The organism is Variovorax sp. R-27, from assembly GCF_049913215.1.
Lineage (GTDB): Bacteria > Pseudomonadota > Gammaproteobacteria > Burkholderiales > Burkholderiaceae_C > Variovorax.
The window spans coordinates 2,942,695-2,967,113 of sequence record NZ_CP183984.1 but is presented as its reverse complement, the minus strand read 5'-3'; the positions used below and the strand labels follow the sequence as shown (position 1 = coordinate 2,967,113).

Sequence of the window (24,419 nt, the reverse complement as noted above, 5' to 3'; positions counted from 1 at the left end):
TCGCAGCATCAACTGAGGCCATTCATGAACCATCGAGTCACTCGTCGTACCTTTACCCTGCTGGCGTGCGGCGCGGGGGCTCTTTCCACTGCACGCGGTGCAACCGTTTGGCGGATCGCAACTGGATACCCGCTGGAGAACTTTCACACGGCCAATCTCATTGCGATGGCCAAGGATGTTGAGCTCGCGACGCAGGGGCAGCTTCATATCGACGTCTATCCCAAGAACTCCCTGTATGCGCTGAACGCCATCCAGTCCGCCGTGCAGGACGGAAAAGTCGAAGCTGGCGAAGTCATCATGAGCAGTCTTGTCGCCGACCTTCCGATCGCGGGCGCAGATTCGGTTCCATTCATCACCGACAGCTATGCCGATGCACTTCGGCTCTGGCGAATTCAACGTCCCCTGATCGAGAAAGCCTTCGCAAGCCGGGGATTGGAAGTTCTTTATGCCGTGCCGTGGCCACCGCAAGGCTTGTACTCGACCCGACCGCTTGGCGGATTGGGAGACATGCGTGGCATGCGAATGCGCACGTTCAACGCAAACACCGCAAAGATCGCAACGCTCATGGGCACCGAAGCCGTCGATGTTCCAGCTACCGAACTCAACAAGGCACTCGCTGATGGACGCATCGACTGCATGATGACGTCCGCCGTGACTGGAGTGGAAAGCCGTGCATGGCAGTCCATGCACTACTTCTACGAAATCAATGCGTTCTTTCCCAAGAACATTGTGTTTGCCAACAAGAAGGCATGGGACGCCATTGGCGCCCCATTGCGCGAGGCATTGAAGAACGCGAGCGCAGCGGCAGAACTTCGCGGATGGTCCAACAGCGCATCGGTTGCCGCTCAGTCCCTGGAAGAGTTGAAGCGAAGCGGCATGAAGATCGAATCACCTTCCTATTTGTTCGGTCGAGACGTCAAGCGTCTCGGGGAACGTTTTTCGCTGGATTGGGTGAAGCAAGTAGGCGTATCCGCCAACGATGTCTTCATTCCCTATTTCGACAAGCGATAGATATCTCCCGGATCCGTCTCGCGACGCCGGAAATCCAGCTCCTGAAGAACTTCTGCCGTGCCGCGGACAAGACGGGTGGCCGGACGCGCGGTCGGTGTCGCAAGCACCAATGCATTCCAGATGCTGGGCGGCCCGATCGGCGCCCGCGGCAATGCCTCGCCGCCGGGTGCGCCGAGGGCGCTCTCCGGAAGAATCGTGCACCCGACCCCGGTTGCAACGAGCGCAAGCACGGTGTGGACAGCTCCCACCTCCGCGAGCACCTGGAGCTCGATGCGACGCGGGCCAAGGACGGAGTCGAGCAGGTGCCGGATTGCGTTTGGCGCGCTGGGCAACACCATCGGGTAGTTCGCAAGCGCCGCCAGTCCGACACGTGCTGGCAGCTTGCTCTTGGGCGGCGCGACCAGCAATAGTTTTTCGCGCATCAAGGGCTGAAAGCTCAGCTGGGGCGAAGCGGCGGGATCGAACAGCAGCGCCAGATCCAGCCGCCCCGCGATCAGGGATTCGCGCAGTGAGACGCTCAGGCCTTCGAGGATGGTGATGACTGCGCGCGGAAACCTCTCCCGGAACTGCTGGATCAGGGGCGTGCTCAAGCCCAGGGCCACCCGCGGCGGCATGCCGACCACGATACGGCCGCCGGGACTCTCATCCAGTTCCTGCAATTCGTCGCGGGCGCGACGGGAGATGTCCAGCATCGCGCGTGCGTGAACGAGCAGCGCAGCGCCTGCATCCGTCGTGGTCACGCCGCGTCCGGTTCTCACCAGCAAGCGTTGCCCGAGATCTGCCTCCAGCAAGGCGATCTGCCTGCTCAAGCTGGGCTGCGCCAGGTTGAGCGCCACCGCGCCGCGGCTGAAGCTCCCGGCATCGACCACGGTGACGAAATACAGAAGCTGGCGCAACTCCATAGGAATTCAGCATAGCTGATATAGGCATGTTGTCCTTACGCCGGTGGCTATCGGTGGGGAAACTGCCTGCATGACCTCCCCCCTTCCCCCAGGCGCCTGCAACGCCCACTGTCATGTGTTCGGGCCCGGCGCGCGCTTTCCTTACGCCCCGGACGCCGCCTTCATTCCCGAAACAGATGCGCCCAAGGAAGCCCTGTATGCGCTGAACGACCGCCTCGGCCTGCACCGCTGCGTGGTCGTGCAGTCGACCTGCCACGGCTTCGACAACCGCGCCGCCGAGGACGCCGTTGCGTCGCGGCCCTCGAGCTACCGGGCGATCGCCCTGCTGCCGACCGACGTCGACGACGCAGAACTCGAGCGACTCCACGCCGCGGGCTTTCGTGGCGTCCGCTTCAACTTCATGGGCCACCTCGGCCGGCACGCGGACATGGAGGGGATCCTGTCGTTGGCCGGCCGCTTCGCGCCGCTTGGCTGGCATCTGCAGATTCACGGCGATCCCGCGCTGCTCACGGACCTGGCGCCCGCACTGCGTCGCTCGCCCACGCCGGTGGTGATCGACCACATCGGGCGCATCGATGCGGCGCTGGGTCTTGACCAGCCGGACTTCCAGGCGCTGCTGCGGCTGATGGCGGACGAGCGCTTCTGGGTCAAGGTGAGCGGCATGGACCGCATCACGCGGCTGGGCCCACCCTACGCCGACGCCCAGCCCTTTGCCCGAACGCTGGTCGCCGAGTTCGGCGACCGGGTCGTATGGGGCAACGATTGGCCGCACCCGAACCACGCCGGCCCCATTCCCGACGAGCAGCAACTTGTCGACCTCATTGCCGAGATTGCCCCCACGGAATCTGCGCGCCATGCGCTGCTGGTCGGCAATCCGGAACGCCTTTATCAGTTTGGAGACAGGCCATGAGCCTCCGATTCGAGAACAAGGTCGCCATCGTGACCGGCGCCGGTTGCGTCGGCGCCGGCTGGGGCAATGGCCGCGCCATCGCCGTGCGCCTCGCCCAGGAGGGCGCCCGGGTACTGGCAGTCGATCGCGATCGCGCCCGGCTCGACGAGACGCTCGAGCTGGCCGGTGACGTCCGCGCGTCGATCACGCCATGGGTCTGCGACGTCACGAACAGCGAGAGCGTGGCGGCCATGGCGGCCGCGTGTCTGGACGCATACGGGACCATCGACGTCCTCGTCAACAACGTGGGAGGGTCCGCAGCGGGCGGGCCGGTGGAGTTGCCCGAAGAGACATGGGATCTGCAGGTCGACACCAACCTCAAGAGCGTGTTCCTGACGTGCAAGCATGTGCTTCCCACGATGCTGGCGAAGGGCGCAGGTTCGATCGTCAACATCTCTTCGACTTCCGGCCTGCGCTGGACCGGCAGTGCACAGGTGGCGTACGCCGCGACCAAAGCCGGCGTCATCCAGATGTCGCGCGTGATCGCAGTCCAGCACGCGGCCAAGGGTGTCCGGGTCAACAGCGTCGTGCCGGGACAGCTGCACACGCCAATGGTCGAAACACGCCTGGCGAAGCAGCGCGCAGGCGGCGACGTCGACGCACTGCTGGCCCAGCGCCAGAAACGCATTCCACTCGGCTTCATGGGCGACGGCCGGGACACCGCGAGCGCGGTACTGTTCCTGGCCAGCGACGAGGCACGATTCATCACCGGCACCGAACTGATCGTCGACGGTGGCATGACCGCGCGCTGCGACTGAGATTCGAGTTACCCCAAAAAAGACGGAGACATTCATGACCATCCAACGCATCCTGCTCGCGGCAGCATTTGCCATGGCGCTGGCGCCCGCTGTCCATGCACAGCCGAAGACGACGCGGATCGTCGTTTCCTTCACCTCCGGGGGACCTGTCGACTCGGTCGCCCGCATCCTCTCCGAACAGCTCGGCAAGGAGCTGGGCCGCACGGTCATCGTCGACAACAAACCTGGCGCCAACGGCGCGATCGGCGCCGTCGATGTCATGAAGTCGGCCCCGGACGGCGGCACGCTGTGGTTCACCAGCGTCGGCGCGGCTGCGATCAATTCTTCGCTGTACGAGAAGCTCCCCTACGACATGCAGCGCGACTTCGCGCCGGTCTCGCTGGTCGTCAACAACGTCGAACTGCTGGTGACCCAGCAGAGCAACCCGGCCAAGGACGCGGCCGATTTCGTGGCAGCAACGAAGAAGCGCGCCGAAGCGACACCGATGGGCTCCTCCGGCACGGGCAGCATTCCGCATCTGGCAATCGAGCAGCTGGCCGATTCGAGCGGCGCCAGGCTGCTTCATGTCCCCTACAAGGGTGCAGCGCCGGCCATCACGGACCTGATGGGAGGCCAGATCGGCGGATTCTTCGGCGACGTGCCCGGGCTGCTTGGACATCTGCAAGGCGGACGGCTCAAGGCGCTGGGTGTGGCTTCGAGCAAGCGACACCCTTCTTTGCCGGACGTGAAGACGCTGGAAGAGCAAGGCATCCGGGGCGTCGACACCAACAACTGGTATGCGCTGTTTGCGCCCGCGAAGACGCCGCCCGAAATCGTCGAGGCGCTCAGCAAGGCGGTGCGCAACACACTGGCCAACCCGGGCGTGCGCGAGAAGCTGCTGAAGACGGGCACGGAGCCTGCCGGGTCCACGCCCCAGGAACTGGCGACCATCCAGAAGCGGGACACCGAGAAGTGGGCGAAGCTGATCCACACCAAGAACATCAAGGCCGAGTGATGACGACCACCCCTGTCCGCGTACCCCTCGTGCAGCCCGGCACACGCCCCGAGCTGGCCGAGATCGAGTCCCGCATCATGGCGCAGCGCGGTCGCGTGTCGCTGCTTTACCAAGTGCTCCTCAACAGCGGGCCGATCGCCTCGGGCTGGGAGCGCATGCTCACGGCGGTTCGCAACCAGACCGGCGTACCCGCCGATCTTCGCGAACTGATGATCCTTCGGGTCGCCGTGCTCAACGGCGCCAGCTTCGAGTACGACGCGCACGTGCCGCATGCACAGAAGGCGGGCGTCAGCGCGGAGAAGATCGACGCCGTCCGGCAGGAGGCGCTGTCAGGCGTGTTCGCGCCGCTGGAGCGCCTGGTGCTCGAACTCACGGATGCAATGACCCGCGAGATCGTGGTTGCGGAAGAGCTCATGGGCCGGATCCAGCAGCACTTCGACCCCAAGGGCGTGGTGGAAGTCGTGGCGACAGTGGCGGCCTACAACATGGTGTCGCGCCTGCTGGTTGCCCTGAACGTCGCGCATTGAACGAGGAGCCCGGAATGCAGGATCTATGGCTTCTCAAGTCCGACACATCCATGGCCGAACAGCCGCTCGCGCCGGTCCGCACACTGCCGCCTGGAGTTCAGCCATGGCAGGCAATGAATGGCACTTGGGTCTATTTCTACGCGGCAGGGAGCACGCCGCCGGTGCTCACGCCCCAGGGGGTTGCAGGCGAGTGGAAACGGCTCGCCTGCTTGCAGGAGGTGCAGGGCGCGTCGGCCGGCCAGGTTGCTTCGCACCACTATGTTGTGGAAACGGACGTGCTTCCCGGGTTCGAGGACGACCTCAACGCCTGGTACGCGCAGGAACACCTGCCCGGACTGGCCGCCGTGCCGGGGACCATCCGGGCGGCCCGGTACATCGACACCGCAGGCTCGCCGCGCTACTACGCCTGCTACGACCTCGCGGGCGCCGAGACCCTGGGCAGCCCCGAGTGGCTGGCCGTGCGTGCAACGCCCTGGAGCTCGCGGGTTCGCCCCGCTTTCCGGAACACGGGGCGAACCATGTTTCGTCGGCTGTCGGCCGCACGCTGAGCACGGCTCGCATCGCCGAAGCCTATCGCGCGGACGGTCTGGCCAGCGTAGCCAGCTTCTTTCTGGCCGCCTGCAAAAGACTGCTCCGTTCGACAGGCAGTGCCGCCTTGGTATCTCCGAGCGCGACGACCTCATGCACGCTGGTCGCGGAGAGCTTCGAAGACAACGGGTCGCGCGGCGACATGCCATTGAGCCTGGTGATCGGGATGACGTGCACCTTGAGGTGGCGGCCCATGGTCTTCGACAACTTCTGACAAGCTGTCGTCATGGTGGCTTCGTCAGGGACCAGCCGGCCGTGCACGACCAGCAGTTCCACAGTGCCTTGCGCGTCCTCTCCCAGCACGAACGCGCGCACGACCGAGTCCTTGAACTTGGAACGCAGCATGGCGCGGATCGGTTCTGCCACGGCGAACGATTTCAACGCGATGTTCCGCAGCTCGTGGTGAAAGACGAACGAGCGATCGACCTGAACGGTATCGGCCTGGTCTGCCTTCGCCGCCTGCCGTTTCACGATGCCGCTGCGGACGAGATGCTCCGAAGTGAGGGCGGTCTCGGCCTCCTCCAGCTTCGCCCGCCGTGCAAGCTCACTCGTCGAGAACTGTTGATCGGGCGCCGCGTACAGGACCGTGAGGAGCTTCTGTACTTCGGGAGAGAAAAGGAAATCCGCGGCACTCATTCTTGCTTTGCTGCTGACACAAAGACCGCATTATCCAAGCGGCATGGAAGAGGTCGGCATCGGCGCTTCATCTATCGCTGGGGCAGCGCCTGAGTATGAGAAGAAAAGTGACAGCGGTCGGCATCGAGGCGGTTTCCCTGAGCGGCTTTTTTCTCCCTGGCCTCTACCAGCGCCGAACCGCTGTCGAGAGGCAGTGTGCGCGCCCCCATCGAAACCAACGTGGAGTCTGTGCGGGAGTTCTGTAAAACGATACCTGCCGTCCTGTGAGGTGCGACCTCGAGGCCTCCGACAAGGTCTCAAGGAGGTCGAAGTAATCCTTTCGATGAGCAATCACAGAAACCCCAAAAGGACTGTTGATTGCCTCATTGAGCATGTCGTTACGCTTGCTCCGGTCATTGCGGCACGATCTGTGTGCCCGACAAAGTCGGCCAATGCATCTGCAGATGCCGGTCGTAGAACTGTTTGCGGACCGGTTGCCGAAGCGACTCGATGAGACAAGGCCCTGAACGCATGCATGCAGACCGCGAAGAAAAACTGGTCGCCGCCCGCAAGGCATACACGGACGGCCTGCTTTATCTGGCCTTTGATCTCTATCAAGTGCAGGCAGACGAAGGGTATGTCGAAAGCCAGGTTTTTGTCGCCTGGATGTTGTCTCAAGGGGTTGGCTGCGAGAAAGACGAGAGCCAAGCTGCTGCCTACTACGAGCGAGCAGCAGTTCACGGGCATCCGCTGGGCTGCTTCTACTTCGCCCGTTGGTTGACGCGAGCTGGCGAACATGCGAAGGCCCATCGCTTCTATGCGATGGGCGCAGAAAAGCGGCATCTGCCCTCGATGTTTCGTGTCGGCTATTCGTTGGCTCATGGCAAAGGCGTTTCACGCGATCTTCAGCGGTCCTATGAAGTCCTGAAAGAAGCTGCGATGCATGGTCATGCCTTCGCGCTGCGAGAACTGGGTCTTCAAGATCTGCGCGGCAGACGAGGTATTGTTTGGCAGCCTATCGGGCTCGTGGAGATTCTTGCCGCAGTGTGCTGGGGCTTCATGGTCTCCATGGTCAATGACGATTCGGATCTTTTGATCTCCTAGACCTTGCTCTGCCGCACAACAATGCTCGCGCAATCATGATTCGCAACGGAAGCTTCGGGTGAAAATTTCCAGATCCGCGGTCAGGTTGTGGGCGCCCTTTACCTGCGCCTCCCTGCTCACGTTCGTGGCATACAAGACTCTTTGGGCCACTCAGTGGTATTGGGTTTTCCTGTCCCTGCTCGGACTCCTGAACTGCGGTCTTTCCGCCTTGGTTCTCCGGAAAACCGGCTTGAAGTACTGGCCAATTTTGGGAGTGGCCGTTGGCCTTCTGCTTGGTCAATGGTGGCTGGTACAGATGCTGATCCTGGGTCTGTTTTTTCGCGTCGGTGGGTTTGCTCCATAGTCCGTCCTGAATTGCTCTGCTCCCGTTCCCGGAGCTTGGTAGCCCTTTACAGCGCAATCAACACCCTCGTAGCGTCCGCTGCCGTCCCTGAAAACGGAAACCGACAGATGGCGGGCAGTCATCAAGAGCAACAACATTACTTCTGACTAGATACAGCCCTCTCCATCGGCAATCCGGGAGACCGGTCAACCGGCACCTCTCATCCCATCTCCAAATTTCGGCCCAAGTGGTGGCATAGGCTGAGCCTCCGTTGTTCAAAGGAGCTCAACCAACATGCGATACATCACCCAGAAACTCACTACGGTCTCCATGGCCGCCGTCGTTGCCGCATCCACTCTCGGTGGCTGCGTGGTCGCACCAACGCCCGTTGCCACCAATGTGGTCCTGGCGCCTGGCTCGCCTCTGCCGCCCGGGTATCAAGGCGAGGTGTATGTCGTGAGCGACTGGCAGTCCAGAGGTCTCTATGCGCCTCCACAGGGCTACGCCTGGCGCTATGTCGACGGGCAATATGTGCTCGTGGCCGTAGCCACCGGCATCATCGCTGCGACTTTCCTGGCTGCATTTTTTGGACATGGCGGCCATGGCGGGCCCGGGCCAGGTTTTGGTCCTCGCTGAAACAGCACATCTGTTGAATTGCAGGGCGGTGAACTTGCTGGACGCACTCCGGGATTTATGGGCGGCAATGGTCGCCATCGGTCAATTCTTCAACTGGCTCCTGAGCCTGTTGGCGTGACTCAATCTGCTCCGCGCTCCTGCGGCTCGCCCAGCGACAGCATCAGCCGGTTGGCCCAGTTGAAGAACGCCGCGCCGTGGATGACGTCGGCAATCGCGAGGTCGTCCAGGCCTTGCGCACGCAGCTGCTCGATGTGCTCCGCGCCAAACGCAGATGGCGTGGCAGACAACGCAACCGAGGCCGCCACGATCGCATTCCAGCGCTCGCCCAGATCGGCCTTCACGCCCTCGTCCAGCAGGCGCTGCACATCGTCCGTGCGCTGCGAGAAATGCGAGGCGAAGCGCGCGTGCACCGAGGCGCAGTAGATGCAGCCGTTGTAGCGCGAGGCCGCGGCGGCTGAGAGTTCACGTTCGGCGCGCGGCAGGCCGGCTTCGGGGTTGTAGAAGATGTCCTTGTCGGTGCGCGTGCGCGCGCCCAATATGTCCGGGTCGCGCGCCAGCAGGCGGAAGTACGGCGACTTGGCGCGCGATGCGTCCACCAGCCCGGCGAAATGCCGCTCGGTCAGTTCGGCCTCGGGCAGCGGTTCGAGCCAGGGCAGCCATTCGAGCTGCGCCTGCGTGAAGGCATTCGGGTGCGTGTTGTGGGGATGGCTCAGGGCCGATTCGGCAGTCATGGTGTTCCTCGGGTCAATCGACAAGGGTGACGGGGCGTTGCGCCAGCGCCCTGAGGCCGGTGACGACACGGATCTGGAATGCAAGGAAGGCGACGAGCTGCGACAGGGTCACGATCTCGGTGCTCGACCACCCCGCATCGAGCAGAGACTGCAACGCAACCGGGCTTGCATCGCGTGGGTGAAAGACCAACAGGTGCGCATGCACGAGGCCGGCCGAAAGCCGCTCGCCAAGCACCGGACGCTGCGCGGCGCCCACCGCATACGAAGGGCCAGGGGCATCTTCAGCACTGAGCGGGCCTGCGGGATAGCGCCCGTACGGCCCTTGCGTGGAACCCCGCTTCGTTTCGATGGCGATGGCCTCCGCCACCCCGGCACGAGCGCCCTGCCCCGCCAGCGCATCGGCATAGAAGCGCGCCACGTCGGCCTGCCCGTGCAGTCCGGCGACGAAGGCCGCGACGGCGAACCGGTCTGCGATTTCGAAATGCCCGAACACAGGCGGCGTCGGCGCGAACAGCGAGAGATAACTCTGCTGCGCATGGGTACGCGCCTGCTCGCGCTGCACGCGGATCTGGTCGAGGTGGCTGCCCGGCTCGATGCCGACGAGCCGGTCGATGACATCAGGCACAGCAGACGCAGAAGAAGAAACGGTGGCGTTCATGAAATCCAGCCTAGAGAAGTGCAAGGGATTGAAGGTCCGACACGCTCGCATCGCGCGCCCAGCCGAGGGCCGGCGCGACCACGGTGGCGGTCAGTTCGATGGAGCGCAGGATCGCCTCGTGCGGCGGATCGACCGAATGCACCTGGCAGACCAGGTCGGTCACGCGTGCGAGCGTTCTGTCGGCGCGCAGAGAGGCGATCACGTCGTCGGGCGATCCAACGTGCACGTCGTACGCGGCGATCAATTGTTCGAGCGGGGCATCAGGGCCGGCGCGGTCAGCGAGGCCGATCTGTCCCGAAGCAGCGAAGCGGGCCGCCGAGCGGCGCAGACCTATGTCGGCCAGGCGCAGCGCCTCCTTGCGGGTCTCCGCCACAAAGACGCTGCGCGAACCCACGATGCGCGGCGTGCTGCCGGGCGGCAATGCAGCAAGGTAGGCATCGACGATCGGGTTCTGAATGTCGGCAAGCGACGCGTCGGGCGCGTGCTCGGGACGCGGCTGCGTGCGCGAGAGCATCAGGCCGTCGCCAGCCTCCCCCGCTCGTGTGCCGCCGCTCACCGAGAACGTGGCCTGCCAGATGCGGTCCAGCAGCGGCGAGCCCGCGGGGTACAGCGTGTCGCCGCCCTGCAGCGGCTTGCCGGCCCACGCTGCGCGCACCGCGGCAAGCTGTCTCGCGAAGATGGCCGAACGGTCGTTGCCATCCAGCCCGAAGGCCGCGAAAGATTCGGGCGTGCCGCCGGTTCCCACGCCCACCTCGAGCCGGCCACCCGAGAGCAGATCCAGCACGACCGCGTCCTCCGCCACGCGCACGGCGTTTTCCAGCGGCAGCGTGACGATGCCCGTGCCCAGGCGAATGCGCTTCGTGCGCGAGGTCACATAGGCCAGGAAGACGAACGGCGACGGCAGCCCTCCCTCGTGTTCGTGAAAGTGATGCTGCGCCACCCAGGCCGAATCGAAGCCGAAGGCCTCGGCGTGGGCGATCTGCGCAGCGGCGAGACGGTAGCGCTCGGCGGCTGTCGCGTCGTCGAGCAGGCGGCTGAAGAAGCCGAGGCGAAGCTGGCGCGGGGAGTGAGAAGTGCCGGGCATCCGAAGAGAAGAAGGCTGGGTTGTCGAAAGCCTTCGAGTCTTGCCCGTGATGCGGTCCGCAGGGAAATCCGGATTTCGCGCTTGTTTATGCGGTTTGCGTGTATCGCCGCCTGTCCTCGCAGCGGGAGCGCGGAAAGCCGTTCACGCCGTCGTCGGGCGTATCTCCGCTGTGCAAACGCGATTCCGGCCTCCCATCTTGGCCGCGTACAGGGCCTTGTCGGCCGACTGAATCAACTCCTTCGGCGGTCCGTGGGTGACCGAGGGGCTGAGCGCATCCACGCCGGCGCTCAGCGTCACGAAGCCGTCGGGAGCACCGGCGTGCACGATTGCCAGGTCGCGCACCGCGCTGCGGATTCTTTCCGCCAGCACGGCCGCGCCAGCCACATCGGTATTCGGCAGCAGCACGGCCAGTTCCTCCCCGCCATAGCGGGCCGCGAGGTCTCCCGGGCGGCGGGACGCGAGGCTTGCGATGGTGCGGCCGATCGTCTGCAGGCACTCGTCCCCGGCCGTATGGCCGTAGATGTCGTTGAACTGCTTGAAGCAATCGACATCGATCAGGATGAGCGCCAGGGTGCTCGCGTCTCGCATGGCACGGCTGAACTCGTTGTCGAGCGTCACGTCGAACTGCCGGCGATTTGCCAAACCCGTAAGGCCGTCCTCCATCGCGAGGGTGTTCAGGGTCTTGTTGAGCGTCTCCAGCGCGTCGCGTGCGCGCCGCAGCTCGGCCTCGGTCTTGCTGCGCAGCTCCATCTGCTTCACCAGCCGCCATCCCACGAAACCGACGATCAATGCCAGGAGAATGACGCCTCCTGTATGCCAAAGCGTTTCCCGCCACCAGGCGGCCAGGATCTCGTCCTTGGAGAGGGCCGCCGCAACGAACAGCGGGTAGTTGGTGAGCCGCCGGAAGCTGTTCAGCCGCGTGATGCCGTCCTGCGCCGACAGGATTTCGGCCGTCCCGACCGGGCCCTGGGTCACGTACGAACGGTAGAGGCCGGTGTCCAGCATGTTTCTTCCGACCATGTCGGTGCTGTACGGCCGGCGAGTCATCATCGTCCCGCTCTCGAGAACCAGCGCGACTGCGCCAGCCTGGCCTATGTCGAGGCTGTCGTAGAACTTCGTGAAGAAGCTGATGTCGATCGTCGCGAGCGCCACCCCGCCGAAGCTGCCGTCCGCGCGATTGATGCGCCGTGACACGGGAATGAGCAGTTTGCCGTTGACGCGGCTCTTCACCGGCACACCGATGTGCGGTCCCCGCTCCTCGTGTTCGCGGTGATACCGAAAGTACTCCCGGCTCGCGTTGTTCAGGTTTTGCGGCGGTGTCTGCCGGGAGTTTGCGACCCAGTTTCCATCCTTGTCGTAGATGTGAAGCCCGTCGAGCTGCGGGAGCTCGGCCACCCGCATCGCGAGCACCTTGCGAAGCCGTTCGATGGCAGCGGGCCCCATGCCGTCGTATTCCATGCGTTCGACCATGCCGACCAACGCGGTGTCGGCCTGCTTGATCGTGTCGTCCGCCTGCTGTGCCATTGCACGTGCGAGATTCGACGTCGCAACGCTCATCTGCTGAAGCTGGACCCTTCGCGAGTGCCAGCTGTTCAAGCCGTCGAGCGCCACGAGGGCGAGGCAAACCACGGCCACGAAGGCCGTCGTCCGGAAGGTGATGGATCGTCGACGAAACACGATGCGCTTTCGAAGCAGTGATGTCTGAAGCCTTGCCCGACTTTGACACAGCTGCGGCCGAATCGTCACCCTCCGCGCAATCTGCAGGCGCGGTCGTCAGCGCGGCTCAGATCGGCCGCACGTCGAAAAATGCCTCGTCGGTGTCTCCCAGGTCGCGAAAGCCCGCGGTGCGCGCCGCGTCGTAGGCCTTGGCCCAGCGCTTGGCCATCGCGATCTCCGCCTTCGACAGATCGCTTTCGCTCGATTCGCTCGCGTTCTGGAATGCGCGCAGCGCCTCGACCACATCGGCGCCCAGTTGCCGGTCGATCTCGCGCCGGAAGCGCTGCTCGGCGACCTTCACGGCATCGGCTGCCGGGTGCGGATAGTCGGCTAGCCGCACGGCGTACGTGACACGCGCCTCGACCTCGACGTCTTCGAACTGGAACGGCTCCTCGCGATCTTCTTGCGGCAATGGCGGCGGCGGCGCTTGTTGCGACAGTGCGATGGGCAATGCCGTTGCTGCGACCCGCGGGAAGAAAAGCTCAAACTGGTTCATGGTTCATCGCCCCCAAGCGCGTACCGCGCTGAACAAGGCTTGCGGCCAAAATACTGTACGAATATACAGTTTTTTGCCATTGTTAACCAGTCTGCGGCTGCTTGGGCAGTCGATTCAGCGACCGCCGGCGACCAAATGGGGGGCGATCAGTCGGGCTTCGCAGGCAGGTCACCCTCACGCAGCTTGCGACCCACCCACATCATTCCCGTCGCGTAGTCGGCAGCCCCGACCTGGATGCCGCCCACAGTTCGCAGCGCACCAGTGCCGTCGTCGGTGGCCGGCCCTTCACCGGTGTATTCGCCCGGCACCAGCACCCGCCCGTCTTTCAGGAAATCGGCGATGCGCAGTTCGCGCATGGCGCGGCCCCAGTGCCATTGCTTCTTGATGTCGTAGCTGCTGGTTTTCTTCGGTGGGTTGGTTTTCTTCATTTCATTCGGCTGCATCAAACACTGCCGCCGAGCATAGCCGCGCCCTACTCGGCGCAAGGCCTGGCCGCGCCCCCCGGCACCGACGGCTGAAGCTTCACCGGCTCTGTTGCCTCCCCTGCCTCCACATAGTTGAGGTCAACAGGATGAACAATTGCCGCGGCGAACTCGCCGTCGAACTTGACGAGGACATGTTCCCCGCTGGCACCGGTGATGACACCGAATCTGCCGTTGAGCTCGACACGGCTTCCGCGTCGCGCGGGCACTTTGAAACGCACACGGATGTAGGGCAGTCCTACCCGGAAATACTCGACCATTTGATTCCCCGACTTTCTTGTGGCTCGCATCGGCGGCTGTCTTGACAGGACACGCCCACCGGCCGCGACACCTGCGACATGCAGTGATGCACTGTCTCCGCATGGCCACGGGGATACGTGTCGGTCAGAGCCTACGCTTGCTGACAGCCATTGGACATCCGCCAATTGGCTAACACCACCCATGTTTGTGGGTTCCGCCAATCGGTGTAGATGCGAAGCCGCTAGTCGAGCTCGCCGACAGCGTCGTCTTCTTCAGCGAACACCGATTCGTCGACCTCTTCGCGCGGGCCGACGTTCAGGTCTTCCGACAGGCCGCGCAGCACGGTGTAGCCCGCCTGCAACGCCTCGGCGTAGGTATGAAAGCCCTTGGCCGCTTCCATCAGCGGTTCGAACTCCATCGAGTTGTCGAAGGATTCCAGCAGCACCCAGAAATAGTCGCCCTCGTCGTGTTGATCCACTGTCAGGGCGATGGAGATAAGTTGACCAGCCATCCGCGCATGGTGGCGCGCCCAAATGACAATCCGAAGAAGCGGGTGTGAACGTTCGGCTTCTACGTTGCCTTCTCCGCCGGCCACCGCTCACCGGTCACCGGCGGCCTCCAGAAACTCGAAGCCCATCGTCCGCGCGTGGTAGTGCAGCCCGCCGTCCTGCACGATGAGGAAGAGCGCGCCGCGCGGGCCTGCGTTGTGGTGCGAATGCGGCGCACCGGGTGGCGTGACCAGCGTGGACCACGGCGCCCACGGGCACACCGCACCGCCCACCACCGAATGGCAGCCCTCGCCCTGCACCACCAGCGTGATGGCGGCGGAGTTGTGGCGGTGCGTGCGCTGGTGCGTGTTCGGCTCGAGCGTGTTGAAGCTCAATGTCAGCGTGGGCGTAAGGTTGCGTGCGGCGGCCTGCCGGTCGGACGAGAAGATCAGCGCGCGGCCCGAGGTCTCCTCGCTCGTGCCGCTCGAAAAAATCAGCGCGAACTGGTGCTCGATCTCCGCGGCCGAATAGTGCACGGCGTCGATGGTCGCCTTGGCCACGGGCGCCGGCTGCGCGCGTTCAAAAGCCAGCTGCGGCTCGTTGCCGACAGTCCACAGCAGCACGTCCTCGGCGCCCGCTTCGAGCCGGTAGCCCGGCGCGCCGGGCAGCAGGAACACGTCGCCCTTGCCGAAGGTCAACCTGTCGACCGCGCCTGTCAGGCTGCCGCTGCCGGAAATCACGTACCAGACCGACCCGGTGGCGCAAACGTCCAGCGGCAGCAGCGCATCGCGGGCGGCAATGCGCACGTAGCGCGCGAGCATCAGCGGCGTGGTGGCCGGGAAGCCACAGCCCAGCGCCCGCGACTGGTCGCAATCGAACATGCCATAGCGTCCTTCCGGCGGCGACGCGAAGAGCCGCGCAGGCACCTCTGGCAGCTTCACGTTGAAGGCATTGCCGGAATTGAAGAAGCGCGCCCTGGCCTGCGCGACGCTGGCCGGCGCGCGCGGATGCTGCATCGGCAGATCGGCCATGTCGACGACGGTGGCGATGTCTGCGGCAGTCATGCTCCGGCCCCCACATAGGGCATCAGCACACGCAGCAGCACGTTTGCGCCGGCCGCCACGTGCGCCGGCTCCGCCCACTCGTGTTCCGCATGGCTTACGCCGTCGCGGCAGGGAATGAAGATCATCGCGCTCGGGCACAGCGGCGCCATGTGGCGCGCGTCGTGGCCGGCAGCCGAAAGAATCGGCATGTGCGGCTGTCCGATGCGCTCGGCGGCTTGCGCAATCGCCTGCTGCAAGGCGGGATCGAAGCCGTTGGACGGCGCATCGACCAAGGGGGTCACGCTCGCCCGGCACGGCGCGGCAAGCGAGTCGCACAGCGCGGCCAATCGCTGACCCAGATGTTCGAGCACCGCGTTGTCGGGATGCCGCAGGTCGATGCGCAGCGTCACCCGCTCGGGCACCACCGAGGGCGCGTTCGGCTCGACCTGCAGCCGGCCGATGGTGAATTTCACCGCGTCGTCGTGGCCGCCGATCTCGGCATAGAGCGCCGTCGCAATGCGCGTGAAGGCTGCGAGCGCATCGCGCCGCTCGACCATCGCGAGCGTGCCAGCGTGACCACGCTCGCCCTCGATCACGACGTCGAAAGTCTTCTTGCCCTGGATGCCGGTGACGACGCCGATCACGCGCTCCTGCGCTTCCAGTATCGGCCCCTGCTCGATGTGCGCCTCTACGTACGCCGCCACCGGAAAGCCCAGCGGCCGCCGCCGCAGCGCCGGGAACGCAGCGTGCAACGCATCGAGCGCATCGGCTACCGAGATGCCGGCGGCATCGCGCACCGCGCGCACGGCCTCGAGGCTGCGCACGCCGGCAAAGGCTTCCGAGCCCATCATGCCGGGTGCGAAGCGCGAGCCCTCCTCGTTCATCCACGCCACGCAGACGATGTCCACCGGCGGACGCACGCCACGCCCGGCCAGCGTGGTCAGCACCTCCAGCGCAGCCACCACGCCGTACACGCCGTCGAAGCGCCCGCCGCCGGGCTGGCTGTCGAGATGGCTGCCCGCGAGCACGGGTGGCGCGTCGCGGTCGGCGCCCGGCAGCGCGATGAAGAGATTGCCGGCCGCATCGGTCGAAGGCTCCAGCCCCGCCGACAGGGCCCAGTCGATCATCGTGCGCCACGACGCGATCTCTTCCGCGCTCAACGCCTGCCGGTCTACGCCGCCGCCCGGCGTGGCGCCGATGCAGGCGAGCTTCATGAGCCGGTCCCACAGGCGATCGGCATCGATGCGCCAGATGCCTTGCTCCCCGGCGACTTCTTCGGTGGCGGTTTCGGCGGTCATCAGTCGGTCTTCATGATCTGGCTGGGGAGCGCACGCGGATCACGCGGCTTCCACTGGCCGGCCTCGACCTGCGCGAAGAACTCGGCCAGCAAGGCGTTGAACGCGGCTGGCTCTTCCAGGTTGAGCGTGTGGCCGGTCTTGGGCATCACGGCCAAACCGCAGGCCGGTACGGTCTTCTTGAGGAAGACGCCGGGCTGCAGGCAATGGTCGTCCTCGTCGCCGACCACCACGAGCGAGGGCACGTTCATCACGCGCAGATCGCTCTCCAGGTCGTAGATCGACGGGCGCCGCGCCTGCACGCCGCGCATGGTGTTGGCCGCGCCGACGGCATCGTGCTCGCCGAGCCAGGTCGCGAATTCCTGCCAGCCGCGCGGGTCCTTGTTCTGGAACTGCACGCGGCTCGCGCCCTGCGAATAGGTGCGGGCGAATTTCTCCGAGCCCTGCGCTTCGAACTGCTTGGCCACTTCGAGCGAGACGCCGCGGAAGTACTCCTCGTGCTCTTTCTCCGCGCCGTAGCCCGCGCCGGCAATCACCAGCGACGAGGCCCGCTTCGCATGGCGAAGGCCGAAGTGCAGCGTAGCGAAGCCCCCCATCGACAGGCCCACGATGTGCGCGCGCTCCAGTTCCAGCGCGTCCATCACGGCGGCGATGTCGTCGGCCGCGGTGGCTTGCGAATAGCGCTCCATGTCGGCCGGCACGTCCGACGGCGGATAGCCGCGCGCACCGAAAGTCACGCACTGGTGGCGCCGCGCGAAGTAGCGCATCTGCGGCTCCCAGCTGCGGTGGTCGCCGCCGAACTCGTGCACGAACACGATCGGCGTGCCGCTGCCGGCGGTCTCGTAGTAGAGGCGAACGCCGTCGGGTGTGGTGGCGAAGCTCATCGTTCGCCTCCTCAGAACAGCGCGGCCGTGGCCGGCAGTGCGCGTGCCCGCTCGACCGCTTGCGGCAGCACATCGCACAGCGCCTGCGCCCAAGCCTTCGGCACAGTGGTCGAGATCTTGATGAAGCGATGTCCGAAGCGCGGCGTGTGATACGTGCCCTGCCGTACCATGATGTCGTGCTCGCCCAGCGCGCTGACCAGCGCTTCGGGCGTCACGCCCGCCTTGCTGCACTCGACCACGATGAAGTTGGCCTGCGACGGGAACACCGGCACCTCGAAGCCCGGCAGCTTGGCGAAGGCGTCGACGATCATTTGCTGGTTCTCGCGCTGCTGCGCGATCACCTCGGCCATCCATTCGGCCTTCACGCCCAGGCCCGCGATTGCTGCGCGCTGCGCCAGCACGCTCGCACCCAGCGGCGCCTGCGAATGCGGCAGGATGCGCGCGAGCAGCTCGGGCGAAGCCACCAGTGCTCCGAGGCGCAGGCCCGCGAGGCCGAGCCACTTGGAGAAGCTCACGATGGTCACCGTGCCTTCCGGGTAGAAGCGCGAAGCCAGCGTGTGGCTGTCGGCAAAGTCGCGGTAGGTGCAGTCGTGAATGAGGATGGCGCCGATCTCGCGCGCACGGTCTGCGAAGGCGCGGATTTCGTCTTCGGTGTAGGTGGTGCCCAGCGGGTTGTTCGGGTCCACGAGGTAGATGACGGCTGTGTTCCCGTCGGTCGACGCAGCCAGCGCCTCGGCCGACAGCTTGAAGCCGTACTCCGGCCCGTAGATCGGAATCTCGGTGATCGCCGAGCCGGCCTTGGCGGCGAACTGCAGCGGCCACTTCCAGCCCGGGTCGGTGGTCACGAAGCCCTTGCCCGCCACGCAGAAAGCACGGCAAGCCAGCGCCAGCGCAGACACCGCGCCGTCGGTCACCACGGCCGACTGGTCCGGCACGCCCAGGTCTTCCACGATGGCCGAGCGCAGCGCTTCCATGCCCAGCGGCGGCGCATAGGCGTGAAAGCTCTCGTCGTCGATGGCGTCGTGCAGCGCCTTTCGCACGGCGGGGTGCAGCGGAAAGTGATTGGTGTTCTGGCCCAGCCACATCAGGTCTGGGTTGGTGAACAGCCGGTCGAAATACTGGTTGCGGGTTTCGGCGTCGCTCGTCACGGCCGGCACTGCAGCGGCGGGGTTCAGCGCCGCGTTCATGCCGCGAGCCTCCGGGCCTGTTCGGCCTCGACCACCTTCTTGCTGGTCTTGATGATCGAGCCGCGCGCCGCGATGCCGCCGTCGATGGTCACCACCGTGCCGGTGATGTAGCCCGCACGCGGCGAAGCCAGGAACACCATCAGCTCGGCCACCTCTTCCGGCGTGGCCGGGCGGCCGCCGGGGTAGTTGTCGAACAGCTCTTCCCAGCGGCCTTCGTCGCCATGGGTGTCGAAGGCGCGGCGCTTCATGAGCTTGACCATGCGATCGGTCGCCACGGGGCCGGGGTTCACGCCCACCACGCGGATGCCGTCGTCCAGGCTCACGCCGCCCAGGGCGCGCGTGAAGGCCATCACTGCGGCGTTGCCGGTGGAGCCGGCGATGTAGTTGGCGTCCCAGTTCTCGCCGGAGTTGCCGATGTCGTTCACGATCACGCCGCCGCCCGCGGCCTTCATGCGCGCGTAGTAGATCTGGCTGAGCTCCATGTAGCCCAGCACCTTGAGCTGGAAGCCCCGGCGCACCACGGCGAAGTCGAGCGATTCGATGGGGCCGGCCGGAATGTCGCCCGCGTTGTTCACGAGGATGTCGACATGCCCGGCCGCTTCGGCCAGCTGCGCCATCGCGCCGGGCGCGGCCAGGTCCATCGGGTGGACGCGCACGTTGATCGGGTAGATCTTCTCGATCTCTTCCTTGGCGGCCGCCAGGGCGGCGCCGTCGCGTGCGGCCAGTTGCAGGTGGCAGCCTTCGGCCGCGAACGAATGGGCGGCCGCAAGGCCGATGCCCTTGGAGGCGCCGGTGATGAGTACGGTCTTGCCTTCGAGTTCGAGTTTCATGGAGTGATGTCCTGGGATGCGATCGAAAAAGGGTGGCGTTGAGTGCGTTGAAAGAAGGGGCTCAGGCAGCCCCGTTGTCCTGCTCGGACAGCGCGGCGATCAGGTCGACGATGTCGTCCTCGAGCAGGCTCACGTGGTCGATGGCGGCGTTGAACGCTGCCCCCGGGTCGTTGCGCCGGATGGCATCGAGGATGGCGCCGTGCTCGCCGATGGTGGCGGTCATGCGACCGGGCTGGAAGGTCACGTAGCGGCGGTACACGCGCACGCGCTTGCGCAGCGCGCGCGTCTGCTCGGCGAGGTAATGCGTGTTGGAGGCTTCGTAGAGCGCGTCGTGGAAGTCCTGGTTCACGTCGTAGAAGCGCGAGTGGTCGCCCGAGGCGAGGATGCTCGTCAGCTCGTCGTGCAGCTGGCTCATGCGCTGCTTCTGCACCTCGGTGGCGCGGCGCGCGGCGAACTTGGCGCACAGGCCTTCCATCACCGCCATCATCTGGAACATCTCGATGAGCATGGGCAGCGAGATGCGCGCCACGCACACGCCCCCCTGGCGGCTGCGCAGGTCGACGAGGCCGGTGGCGGCCAGCGCCTTGAGCGCCTCGCGCACCGGCGTGCGCGACACCTTGAAGCGTTCGGCCAGCTCGGCTTCGTCGAGCCGCGCGCCGGGCTTCATGACGCCGCTGACGATCAGGTCTTCGAGCGTGTCCTTCAGTTCGTCGGACAGCGTGGCACCCTTGCCGCGCTGGCGCTCGCGTCCGCGCAGCGCCGGAGGTTCCGCTGCCATCTCTGGTTCGTTCGGTTCCATGTTCTTGCCTTCCTTGTTGTGCTTGTCTTTGTCGGTTTTCAAACGCGGGGCCTGCTCGGCAGATCGGAATGTCAGAAGGGACGATCACCGGCAACGGTGGTGCGATGCATCACGCGGCGGTACACGTTGTCGTCGTACGGCGTGGCGCGGTGCATGGTGCAACGGTTGTCCCACACCAGCAGGTCGCCCGCGAGCCACTTGTGGCGGTAGCTGAACTCCGGCGAGATGGCGTGCGCGTTCAGCTCGGCCAGCAGCGCGGTGCTCTCATCGGCGGGCAGGCCGTCGATGTGCTTGACCACGTCTTCGCCCACGTACAGCGAGAGGCGACCGGTTTCAGGATGCGTGCGCACCAGCGGATGCACCACGTCGGGCGTGGCCGCCAGTTGCTCGGGCGTGAGCGGGTTGCGGTCGGCAAAAGCCTTGCCGTAGTAGTTGGCGTAGCTGTGCGTGGCCGTCATGTGGCGGATGCGCGCCTTCATGTCGTCGTCAAGCGCTTCGTAGGCGGCGTGCATCGAGGCGAAGAAGGTGTCGCCTTCCACCGGCGGCACTTCGAGCGCGTAGAGCAGCGCGCCCATCGAGGGCTCGGCCTTGTACGAGAGGTCGGAGTGCCAGTTCCAGCCCTCCTTGTGGTTGCCGATGGGCTTGCCGTTTTCCGACACGTTCGACAGCACGTAGACCTCCGGGTGCTCCTTCTTCAGGAACTGCGTGAGCACGTGGCCCAGCAACGTACCGAAACGGCGCGAGAAGGCCACGTGCTGCGATTCGTTGATGCTCTGGCCGCGAAACAGCAGCACCGAGCGCTGGTTGAGCGTGTCGCGCAGCACCGCGAAGTCGGCGTCGCTCACGGGCTCGCGCAGGTCGATGCCTTTGACTTCGGTGCCGATGAAAGAGGTGAGGTTCTCGAGTTGCATGGTCGAAATGTGTCTCTGGGAATGAAGAGGAAAGTGCCGGCGCTCAAAGCCGGTAGTCGGGTTGGGTGCGCTCCAGCATGCGCAGGAACGCAGGCCATTCGCGCGTGCCGGGCGGCAGGATGTCGCCGGCGAATTCGGTGAACTGGCGCGCGGCCAGATCGCTCACTTCGGGCTGCGGGTACACCAGCGATTCGCCGGGCGCCACACCGCCCTGTGCGAGCAGCTGCACCTTGGCCGCCTTCTCGAAGTAGTACATGAGGATGAAGGCCTCGGGAATCGTGCGGCCCACCGTCAGGATGCCGTGGTTGCGCAGCACCAGCGTGTGGTGCGGGCCCAGATCGCGCACCAGCCGCTCGCGCTCGCCGGTTTCCAGCGCCACGCCTTCGTAGTCGTGGAAGGCGGTATGGCCCTGGTAGCGCATCGCGAACTGGCTCAGCGGCGCCAGGCCGTTGGGCATGGCGGCAATGGCGGTGCCGGCCTCGGAGTGAGTGTGCAGCACGCACAGCGCGTCGGGCCGGCCTGCGTGAATGGCACTGTGGATCACGAAGCCGGCCTGGTTCACTTCGGCGTCCGTGTCGTCCACCTTGTTGCCGTCCAGGTCGATCTTCACCAGCGACGAAGCCGTCACTTCAGAGAACAGCAGCCCGTAGGGGTTGATGAGAAAGTGATGTTCCGGCCCCGGCACGCGTGCCGAGATGTGGTTGTAGATCAGGTCGTCCATGCCGAAGTGCGCCACCAGCCGATAGCAGGCGGCGAGCTGCACGCGCAGCCCGGCTTCGGTGTCGGGGTATGCCGCGGGATTCGTCTTTGCCATCAGCGCCACCACACCAGTTTCTGGTCGATCCACACCAGCAGGCCGTAGAAGACCATGCTCGCAATCGATGCAACGAGCACTGCCGACCACACGCTCAGCAGATCGACCTGCTGGGTCGATTCATAGATCATTCGCCCGAGTCCCGCATAGGCGCCCAGCATCTCGCCGACGATCGCGACGATCATGCTGCGCGGCACGCCGATGCGCAGGGCAGTGACCACCGAGGGCATTGCCACCGGCAGGCGCAGGCGCCACACGATCTTCAACTGCCCTGCCCCGAAGCTGCGCATCAGGTTCACGGCCGCGATGTCGGCCTGCTTCAGGCCGTGCAGCGCGTTCACCAGGATGGTGAAGCCGACAGCCAGCGCCACCAGCGCGATCTTCGAAGCGGCACCGAGGCCGAACCAGATCAGGAACAGCGGCGCATAAGCCACGGTTGGCACGGCGTTCACCGCCACCGCCAGCGGCATCACGATGCGCTCCAGCGGCGGCGCCAGCAGCAACACCACGGCCAGCAACAGCCCGAGCACGCTGCCCAGTGCATAGCCGCCGAGCGCCTCGCCCAGCGTGGCCAGCAATGCGCTCATCAAGCGCCCCGTGTCGGTGAACGCATGCTGCACGATCGTGCCCAGGCTGGGCAGCACGAACGGCGGAATATTGAAGAGCAGAATCGCGCCCTCCCACACCGCAAGCAGCACGACGATGCCCAGCACCACCGGCACGACGGGCGATTCCATCAGCTTTCGCTGCGCCACCATACGAGCCTCCTTTCCACGAAGGTGAGCAGCCCGTAGAGCAGCGCACCCATCAGCCCGCAGGCAAACATCACCACCCACAGGCGCACCACGAGGTCGGCGTTCATCGCCTCCATGAGCATCACGCCCAGGCCCACGGTTTCGCCGAACCATTCACCCACCACCGAGCCGATCAGGCTGAGGCCAACGGCCACGCGCAGCCCGACCATGATCTGCGGCAGCGCCGAAGGCACGGCCAGCTTGAAGAACATCACCAGGCGGTTGGCGCCGAAGCTCTTCATCAGCGCGATGCGCTGCGGGTCGCACGACTTCAGGCCGCGCAGCGTGTTCACCGTGACGGGGAAGAAGGTCAGGAAGAACGCCGTCATCACCTTGGCCAGCAGCGAGTTGCCGAACCAGATGACGATGAGCGCGCCGAAGGCCACCACCGGCACCGTCTGCGACACCACGAACAGCGGGAACACCGAGCGCTCCATCCAGCGCGAATAGGTGAACACCGTGCCGCAGGCGCAGCCGAACACCGCGCCCATCGCGAAGCCGAGCACGGTTTCGAGCAGCGTGCGGCCGAAGCCACGCGCAAGCTGCGGCCACACTGACCACGCGTCCTGCACGATGGCGCTCAGCGCCGGCAGGTAGCGCGGCGACGGCGCGAAGGCGTGCACGCAGATCTCCCACACCAGCGCCAGGCCCACAAAGGCCAGCGCGGGCGAGCGCACTGCGCGCTGCAAGAGGGCGTTCACGAAGCGGTGCCCTCCTGCGCGAAGGTCTTCTGGCTTTCTTCTTCGATCTCGGCCAGCAGGCGCTGCTTGATGCGGATGAACTCCGGCGACAGCACCACCGACGGGTCGCGCGGGCGCGGCAGGTCGATCACGGTCTCGCTCTTCACCGTGCCGGGGCGCGCCGTCATCACCAGCACCTTGTCGCCGAGCAGGATCGCTTCGTCGATGTCGTGCGTGATGAACAGCACCGTGCGGCGGTGCCTGGCCCAGAGCTCCAGCAACCAGTGCTGCATGCGGGTGCGCGTGAGCGCGTCGAGCGCGCCGAAGGGTTCGTCGAGCAGCATCAGGTCGCGCTCGAACAAAAAGGTGCGCATCAGCGCGACACGCTGGCGCATGCCGCCCGAGAGCTGGTGCGGATAGTGGTTGGCGAAACCCGCCAGGCCGAACTCAGGCAGCATGGCGCGGGCCCGTTCGCGCGCTTCCTTGCGCGGCACGCCTTCCACCTCGAGCGCGAGGATGGCGTTGTCGAGCACGGTGCGCCAGGGGAACAGCAAGTCGCGCTGCGGCATGAACGACACCTTGCCGAGCAGTTGGCCGTCGCGCTGCGGTGCGCCACCGAACAGCAGCGAGCCATCGTCGTCGGGCGGCAGCAGGCCCGCGATCATGTTGAAGAGGGTCGACTTGCCGCAACCCGAGGGGCCCACGAGCGTGACGAACTCGCTCTTCGCGATCCGCAGGTTGACGCCCGACACCGCGACGGTCCTGGCCTGCGCTTCACCGAAGCGCTTCCATACGTTGACCAACTCGAGCATGGGCGGCGCCGTGTCGCTCACGGCGGGCGGCATCACTTCGTGAGGCATGAATTTCATGGCTGCGGCGAT

The 24,419-nt window shown here is 65.4% G+C and carries 29 protein-coding genes; 8 read left to right on the top strand and 21 right to left on the bottom strand.

The features are described from left to right. Window positions 1-24: 24 nt before the first annotated feature. Window positions 25-1,011: a TRAP transporter substrate-binding protein gene (locus ACN9MV_RS13755; protein WP_093176737.1), complete on the top strand. Its 987-nt coding sequence runs from the start codon at window positions 25-27 to the stop codon at window positions 1,009-1,011. Here ACN9MV_RS13755 and ACN9MV_RS13750 read toward each other — a convergent pair. Further along, window positions 993-1,913 (bottom strand): LysR substrate-binding domain-containing protein, encoded by a 921-nt coding sequence (locus ACN9MV_RS13750; RefSeq protein WP_093078181.1) that lies wholly within the window; start codon window positions 1,911-1,913, stop codon window positions 993-995. The genes ACN9MV_RS13755 and ACN9MV_RS13750 overlap by 19 nt on opposite strands. 70 nt (window positions 1,914-1,983) lie before the next feature. Here ACN9MV_RS13750 and ACN9MV_RS13745 point away from each other — a divergent pair, with 70 nt between their 5' ends. The 5 genes from ACN9MV_RS13745 to ACN9MV_RS13725 are packed head-to-tail and all read left to right on the top strand — an operon-like array spanning window position 1,984 to window position 5,689. Further along, window positions 1,984-2,823: an amidohydrolase family protein gene (locus ACN9MV_RS13745; RefSeq protein ID WP_426392710.1), complete on the top strand. Its 840-nt coding sequence runs from the start codon at window positions 1,984-1,986 to the stop codon at window positions 2,821-2,823. Beyond that, window positions 2,820-3,620 (top strand): SDR family NAD(P)-dependent oxidoreductase, encoded by an 801-nt coding sequence (locus ACN9MV_RS13740; RefSeq protein WP_093176734.1) that lies wholly within the window; start codon window positions 2,820-2,822, stop codon window positions 3,618-3,620. The genes ACN9MV_RS13745 and ACN9MV_RS13740 overlap by 4 nt, the downstream gene beginning before the upstream one ends. A 34-nt stretch (window positions 3,621-3,654) precedes the next feature. Beyond that, complete coding sequence (locus tag ACN9MV_RS13735) at window positions 3,655-4,614, top strand: Bug family tripartite tricarboxylate transporter substrate binding protein (RefSeq protein ID WP_426392708.1); 960 nt, start codon at window positions 3,655-3,657, stop codon at window positions 4,612-4,614. Beyond that, window positions 4,614-5,141, top strand: a complete 528-nt coding sequence (locus ACN9MV_RS13730) for a carboxymuconolactone decarboxylase family protein (protein ID WP_426392706.1) — start codon at window positions 4,614-4,616, stop codon at window positions 5,139-5,141. Before ACN9MV_RS13735 ends, ACN9MV_RS13730 begins: the two co-directional genes overlap by 1 nt. Before the next feature lie 14 nt (window positions 5,142-5,155). Next, window positions 5,156-5,689, top strand: a complete 534-nt coding sequence (locus ACN9MV_RS13725; RefSeq protein ID WP_426392705.1) for a hypothetical protein — start codon at window positions 5,156-5,158, stop codon at window positions 5,687-5,689. 22 nt (window positions 5,690-5,711) lie between these two features. Here the strand turns inward: ACN9MV_RS13725 and ACN9MV_RS13720 are convergent, their stop codons facing one another. Next, window positions 5,712-6,365 carry a hypothetical protein gene (locus tag ACN9MV_RS13720; RefSeq protein ID WP_426392704.1) on the bottom strand — a complete coding sequence of 218 codons (654 nt, stop codon included), beginning with the start codon at window positions 6,363-6,365 and terminating at the stop codon, window positions 5,712-5,714. 510 nt (window positions 6,366-6,875) lie between these two features. Here ACN9MV_RS13720 and ACN9MV_RS13715 point away from each other — a divergent pair. Together ACN9MV_RS13715 and ACN9MV_RS13710 are read left to right on the top strand one after the other, a co-directional pair. Then, window positions 6,876-7,448, top strand: a complete 573-nt coding sequence (locus ACN9MV_RS13715; RefSeq protein ID WP_307614571.1) for a tetratricopeptide repeat protein — start codon at window positions 6,876-6,878, stop codon at window positions 7,446-7,448. Between the two features lie 616 nt (window positions 7,449-8,064). After that, entirely contained in the window at window positions 8,065-8,406 is a 342-nt protein-coding gene (locus tag ACN9MV_RS13710) for an RcnB family protein (protein WP_093052003.1), read from the top strand. Between the two features lie 119 nt (window positions 8,407-8,525). On the opposite strand, the gene ACN9MV_RS13705 is transcribed toward ACN9MV_RS13710, so the two are convergent. From ACN9MV_RS13705 to ACN9MV_RS13615, 19 genes are all read right to left on the bottom strand, one after another. Then, window positions 8,526-9,137 carry an alkylhydroperoxidase domain protein gene (locus tag ACN9MV_RS13705; RefSeq protein ID WP_354337883.1) on the bottom strand — a complete coding sequence of 204 codons (612 nt, stop codon included), beginning with the start codon at window positions 9,135-9,137 and terminating at the stop codon, window positions 8,526-8,528. Between the two features lie 13 nt (window positions 9,138-9,150). Further along, window positions 9,151-9,795 (bottom strand): CMD domain protein, encoded by a 645-nt coding sequence (locus ACN9MV_RS13700; protein WP_093052010.1) that lies wholly within the window; start codon window positions 9,793-9,795, stop codon window positions 9,151-9,153. A gap of 10 nt (window positions 9,796-9,805) precedes the next feature. Beyond that, complete coding sequence (locus ACN9MV_RS13695; RefSeq protein ID WP_426392702.1) at window positions 9,806-10,879, bottom strand: putative FMN-dependent luciferase-like monooxygenase; 1,074 nt, start codon at window positions 10,877-10,879, stop codon at window positions 9,806-9,808. A gap of 141 nt (window positions 10,880-11,020) precedes the next feature. Further along, window positions 11,021-12,556, bottom strand: a complete 1,536-nt coding sequence (locus ACN9MV_RS13690; protein ID WP_426392701.1) for a diguanylate cyclase domain-containing protein — start codon at window positions 12,554-12,556, stop codon at window positions 11,021-11,023. Window positions 12,557-12,662: 106 nt separating this feature from the next. Then, on the bottom strand, window positions 12,663-13,091 hold the full coding sequence (locus ACN9MV_RS13685; RefSeq protein WP_426392699.1) for a hypothetical protein: 429 nt from the start codon (window positions 13,089-13,091) through the stop codon (window positions 12,663-12,665). A gap of 146 nt (window positions 13,092-13,237) precedes the next feature. Beyond that, window positions 13,238-13,519, bottom strand: a complete 282-nt coding sequence (locus ACN9MV_RS13680) for a hypothetical protein (RefSeq protein WP_093176717.1) — start codon at window positions 13,517-13,519, stop codon at window positions 13,238-13,240. Between the two features lie 44 nt (window positions 13,520-13,563). Continuing rightward, entirely contained in the window at window positions 13,564-13,833 is a 270-nt protein-coding gene (locus ACN9MV_RS13675; protein WP_093052025.1) for a hypothetical protein, read from the bottom strand. 221 nt (window positions 13,834-14,054) lie between these two features. Continuing rightward, window positions 14,055-14,324, bottom strand: a complete 270-nt coding sequence (locus ACN9MV_RS13670; RefSeq protein WP_093052028.1) for a hypothetical protein — start codon at window positions 14,322-14,324, stop codon at window positions 14,055-14,057. An 87-nt stretch (window positions 14,325-14,411) separates the two neighbouring features. After that, window positions 14,412-15,365, bottom strand: a complete 954-nt coding sequence (locus ACN9MV_RS13665) for a cupin domain-containing protein (protein ID WP_426392697.1) — start codon at window positions 15,363-15,365, stop codon at window positions 14,412-14,414. Further along, a complete protein-coding gene (locus tag ACN9MV_RS13660; RefSeq protein WP_426392695.1) occupies window positions 15,362-16,642 on the bottom strand; it encodes a Zn-dependent hydrolase in 1,281 nt (426 codons plus the stop codon). Before ACN9MV_RS13660 ends, ACN9MV_RS13665 begins: the two co-directional genes overlap by 4 nt. After that, window positions 16,642-17,523 (bottom strand): alpha/beta fold hydrolase, encoded by an 882-nt coding sequence (locus tag ACN9MV_RS13655; protein ID WP_426392694.1) that lies wholly within the window; start codon window positions 17,521-17,523, stop codon window positions 16,642-16,644. The genes ACN9MV_RS13660 and ACN9MV_RS13655 overlap by 1 nt, the downstream gene beginning before the upstream one ends. Window positions 17,524-17,534: 11 nt before the next feature. Continuing rightward, window positions 17,535-18,710 carry a pyridoxal phosphate-dependent aminotransferase gene (locus ACN9MV_RS13650; protein ID WP_426392692.1) on the bottom strand — a complete coding sequence of 392 codons (1,176 nt, stop codon included), beginning with the start codon at window positions 18,708-18,710 and terminating at the stop codon, window positions 17,535-17,537. Further along, window positions 18,707-19,540: an SDR family oxidoreductase gene (locus tag ACN9MV_RS13645; protein ID WP_093052042.1), complete on the bottom strand. Its 834-nt coding sequence runs from the start codon at window positions 19,538-19,540 to the stop codon at window positions 18,707-18,709. The genes ACN9MV_RS13650 and ACN9MV_RS13645 overlap by 4 nt, the downstream gene beginning before the upstream one ends. 61 nt (window positions 19,541-19,601) lie before the next feature. After that, window positions 19,602-20,339 carry a GntR family transcriptional regulator gene (locus tag ACN9MV_RS13640; protein ID WP_258349797.1) on the bottom strand — a complete coding sequence of 246 codons (738 nt, stop codon included), beginning with the start codon at window positions 20,337-20,339 and terminating at the stop codon, window positions 19,602-19,604. Between the two features lie 71 nt (window positions 20,340-20,410). Continuing rightward, window positions 20,411-21,250 (bottom strand): TauD/TfdA dioxygenase family protein, encoded by an 840-nt coding sequence (locus ACN9MV_RS13635; RefSeq protein WP_307614563.1) that lies wholly within the window; start codon window positions 21,248-21,250, stop codon window positions 20,411-20,413. Window positions 21,251-21,293: 43 nt separating this feature from the next. Then, window positions 21,294-22,064, bottom strand: coding sequence for a class II aldolase/adducin family protein (locus ACN9MV_RS13630; RefSeq protein WP_307614562.1), 771 nt, complete (start codon window positions 22,062-22,064; stop codon window positions 21,294-21,296). Beyond that, on the bottom strand, window positions 22,064-22,822 hold the full coding sequence (locus ACN9MV_RS13625; RefSeq protein ID WP_426392689.1) for an ABC transporter permease: 759 nt from the start codon (window positions 22,820-22,822) through the stop codon (window positions 22,064-22,066). Before ACN9MV_RS13625 ends, ACN9MV_RS13630 begins: the two co-directional genes overlap by 1 nt. After that, the gene (locus tag ACN9MV_RS13620; protein WP_426392687.1) at window positions 22,801-23,559 is read right to left on the bottom strand and encodes an ABC transporter permease; all 759 of its coding nucleotides are present in this window, start codon (window positions 23,557-23,559) and stop codon (window positions 22,801-22,803) included. The genes ACN9MV_RS13625 and ACN9MV_RS13620 overlap by 22 nt, the downstream gene beginning before the upstream one ends. Next, window positions 23,556-24,407 carry an ABC transporter ATP-binding protein gene (locus tag ACN9MV_RS13615; protein WP_093078147.1) on the bottom strand — a complete coding sequence of 284 codons (852 nt, stop codon included), beginning with the start codon at window positions 24,405-24,407 and terminating at the stop codon, window positions 23,556-23,558. The genes ACN9MV_RS13620 and ACN9MV_RS13615 overlap by 4 nt, the downstream gene beginning before the upstream one ends. Window positions 24,408-24,419: the final 12 nt, after the last annotated feature.

Excerpts from the sequence above, each read along its gene's own strand:
- ACN9MV_RS13755 (WP_093176737.1), top strand. The coding sequence starts at position 25 with ATGAACCATCGAGTCACTCGTCGTACCTTTACCCTGCTGGCGTGCGGC.
- ACN9MV_RS13750 (WP_093078181.1), bottom strand. The coding sequence starts at position 1,913 with ATGGAGTTGCGCCAGCTTCTGTATTTCGTCACCGTGGTCGATGCCGGG.
- ACN9MV_RS13745 (WP_426392710.1), top strand. The coding sequence starts at position 1,984 with ATGACCTCCCCCCTTCCCCCAGGCGCCTGCAACGCCCACTGTCATGTG.
- ACN9MV_RS13740 (WP_093176734.1), top strand. The coding sequence starts at position 2,820 with ATGAGCCTCCGATTCGAGAACAAGGTCGCCATCGTGACCGGCGCCGGT.
- ACN9MV_RS13735 (WP_426392708.1), top strand. The coding sequence starts at position 3,655 with ATGACCATCCAACGCATCCTGCTCGCGGCAGCATTTGCCATGGCGCTG.
- ACN9MV_RS13730 (WP_426392706.1), top strand. The coding sequence starts at position 4,614 with ATGACGACCACCCCTGTCCGCGTACCCCTCGTGCAGCCCGGCACACGC.
- ACN9MV_RS13725 (WP_426392705.1), top strand. The coding sequence starts at position 5,156 with ATGCAGGATCTATGGCTTCTCAAGTCCGACACATCCATGGCCGAACAG.
- ACN9MV_RS13720 (WP_426392704.1), bottom strand. The coding sequence starts at position 6,365 with ATGAGTGCCGCGGATTTCCTTTTCTCTCCCGAAGTACAGAAGCTCCTC.
- ACN9MV_RS13715 (WP_307614571.1), top strand. The coding sequence starts at position 6,876 with ATGCATGCAGACCGCGAAGAAAAACTGGTCGCCGCCCGCAAGGCATAC.
- ACN9MV_RS13710 (WP_093052003.1), top strand. The coding sequence starts at position 8,065 with ATGCGATACATCACCCAGAAACTCACTACGGTCTCCATGGCCGCCGTC.
- ACN9MV_RS13705 (WP_354337883.1), bottom strand. The coding sequence starts at position 9,137 with ATGACTGCCGAATCGGCCCTGAGCCATCCCCACAACACGCACCCGAAT.
- ACN9MV_RS13700 (WP_093052010.1), bottom strand. The coding sequence starts at position 9,795 with ATGAACGCCACCGTTTCTTCTTCTGCGTCTGCTGTGCCTGATGTCATC.
- ACN9MV_RS13695 (WP_426392702.1), bottom strand. The coding sequence starts at position 10,879 with ATGCCCGGCACTTCTCACTCCCCGCGCCAGCTTCGCCTCGGCTTCTTC.
- ACN9MV_RS13685 (WP_426392699.1), bottom strand. The coding sequence starts at position 13,091 with ATGAACCAGTTTGAGCTTTTCTTCCCGCGGGTCGCAGCAACGGCATTG.
- ACN9MV_RS13680 (WP_093176717.1), bottom strand. The coding sequence starts at position 13,519 with ATGAAGAAAACCAACCCACCGAAGAAAACCAGCAGCTACGACATCAAG.
- ACN9MV_RS13675 (WP_093052025.1), bottom strand. The coding sequence starts at position 13,833 with ATGGTCGAGTATTTCCGGGTAGGACTGCCCTACATCCGTGTGCGTTTC.
- ACN9MV_RS13670 (WP_093052028.1), bottom strand. The coding sequence starts at position 14,324 with ATGGCTGGTCAACTTATCTCCATCGCCCTGACAGTGGATCAACACGAC.
- ACN9MV_RS13665 (WP_426392697.1), bottom strand. The coding sequence starts at position 15,365 with ATGACTGCCGCAGACATCGCCACCGTCGTCGACATGGCCGATCTGCCG.
- ACN9MV_RS13660 (WP_426392695.1), bottom strand. The coding sequence starts at position 16,642 with ATGACCGCCGAAACCGCCACCGAAGAAGTCGCCGGGGAGCAAGGCATC.
- ACN9MV_RS13655 (WP_426392694.1), bottom strand. The coding sequence starts at position 17,523 with ATGAGCTTCGCCACCACACCCGACGGCGTTCGCCTCTACTACGAGACC.
- ACN9MV_RS13650 (WP_426392692.1), bottom strand. The coding sequence starts at position 18,710 with ATGAACGCGGCGCTGAACCCCGCCGCTGCAGTGCCGGCCGTGACGAGC.
- ACN9MV_RS13645 (WP_093052042.1), bottom strand. The coding sequence starts at position 19,540 with ATGAAACTCGAACTCGAAGGCAAGACCGTACTCATCACCGGCGCCTCC.
- ACN9MV_RS13640 (WP_258349797.1), bottom strand. The coding sequence starts at position 20,339 with ATGGAACCGAACGAACCAGAGATGGCAGCGGAACCTCCGGCGCTGCGC.
- ACN9MV_RS13635 (WP_307614563.1), bottom strand. The coding sequence starts at position 21,250 with ATGCAACTCGAGAACCTCACCTCTTTCATCGGCACCGAAGTCAAAGGC.
- ACN9MV_RS13630 (WP_307614562.1), bottom strand. The coding sequence starts at position 22,064 with ATGGCAAAGACGAATCCCGCGGCATACCCCGACACCGAAGCCGGGCTG.
- ACN9MV_RS13625 (WP_426392689.1), bottom strand. The coding sequence starts at position 22,822 with ATGGTGGCGCAGCGAAAGCTGATGGAATCGCCCGTCGTGCCGGTGGTG.
- ACN9MV_RS13615 (WP_093078147.1), bottom strand. The coding sequence starts at position 24,407 with ATGAAATTCATGCCTCACGAAGTGATGCCGCCCGCCGTGAGCGACACG.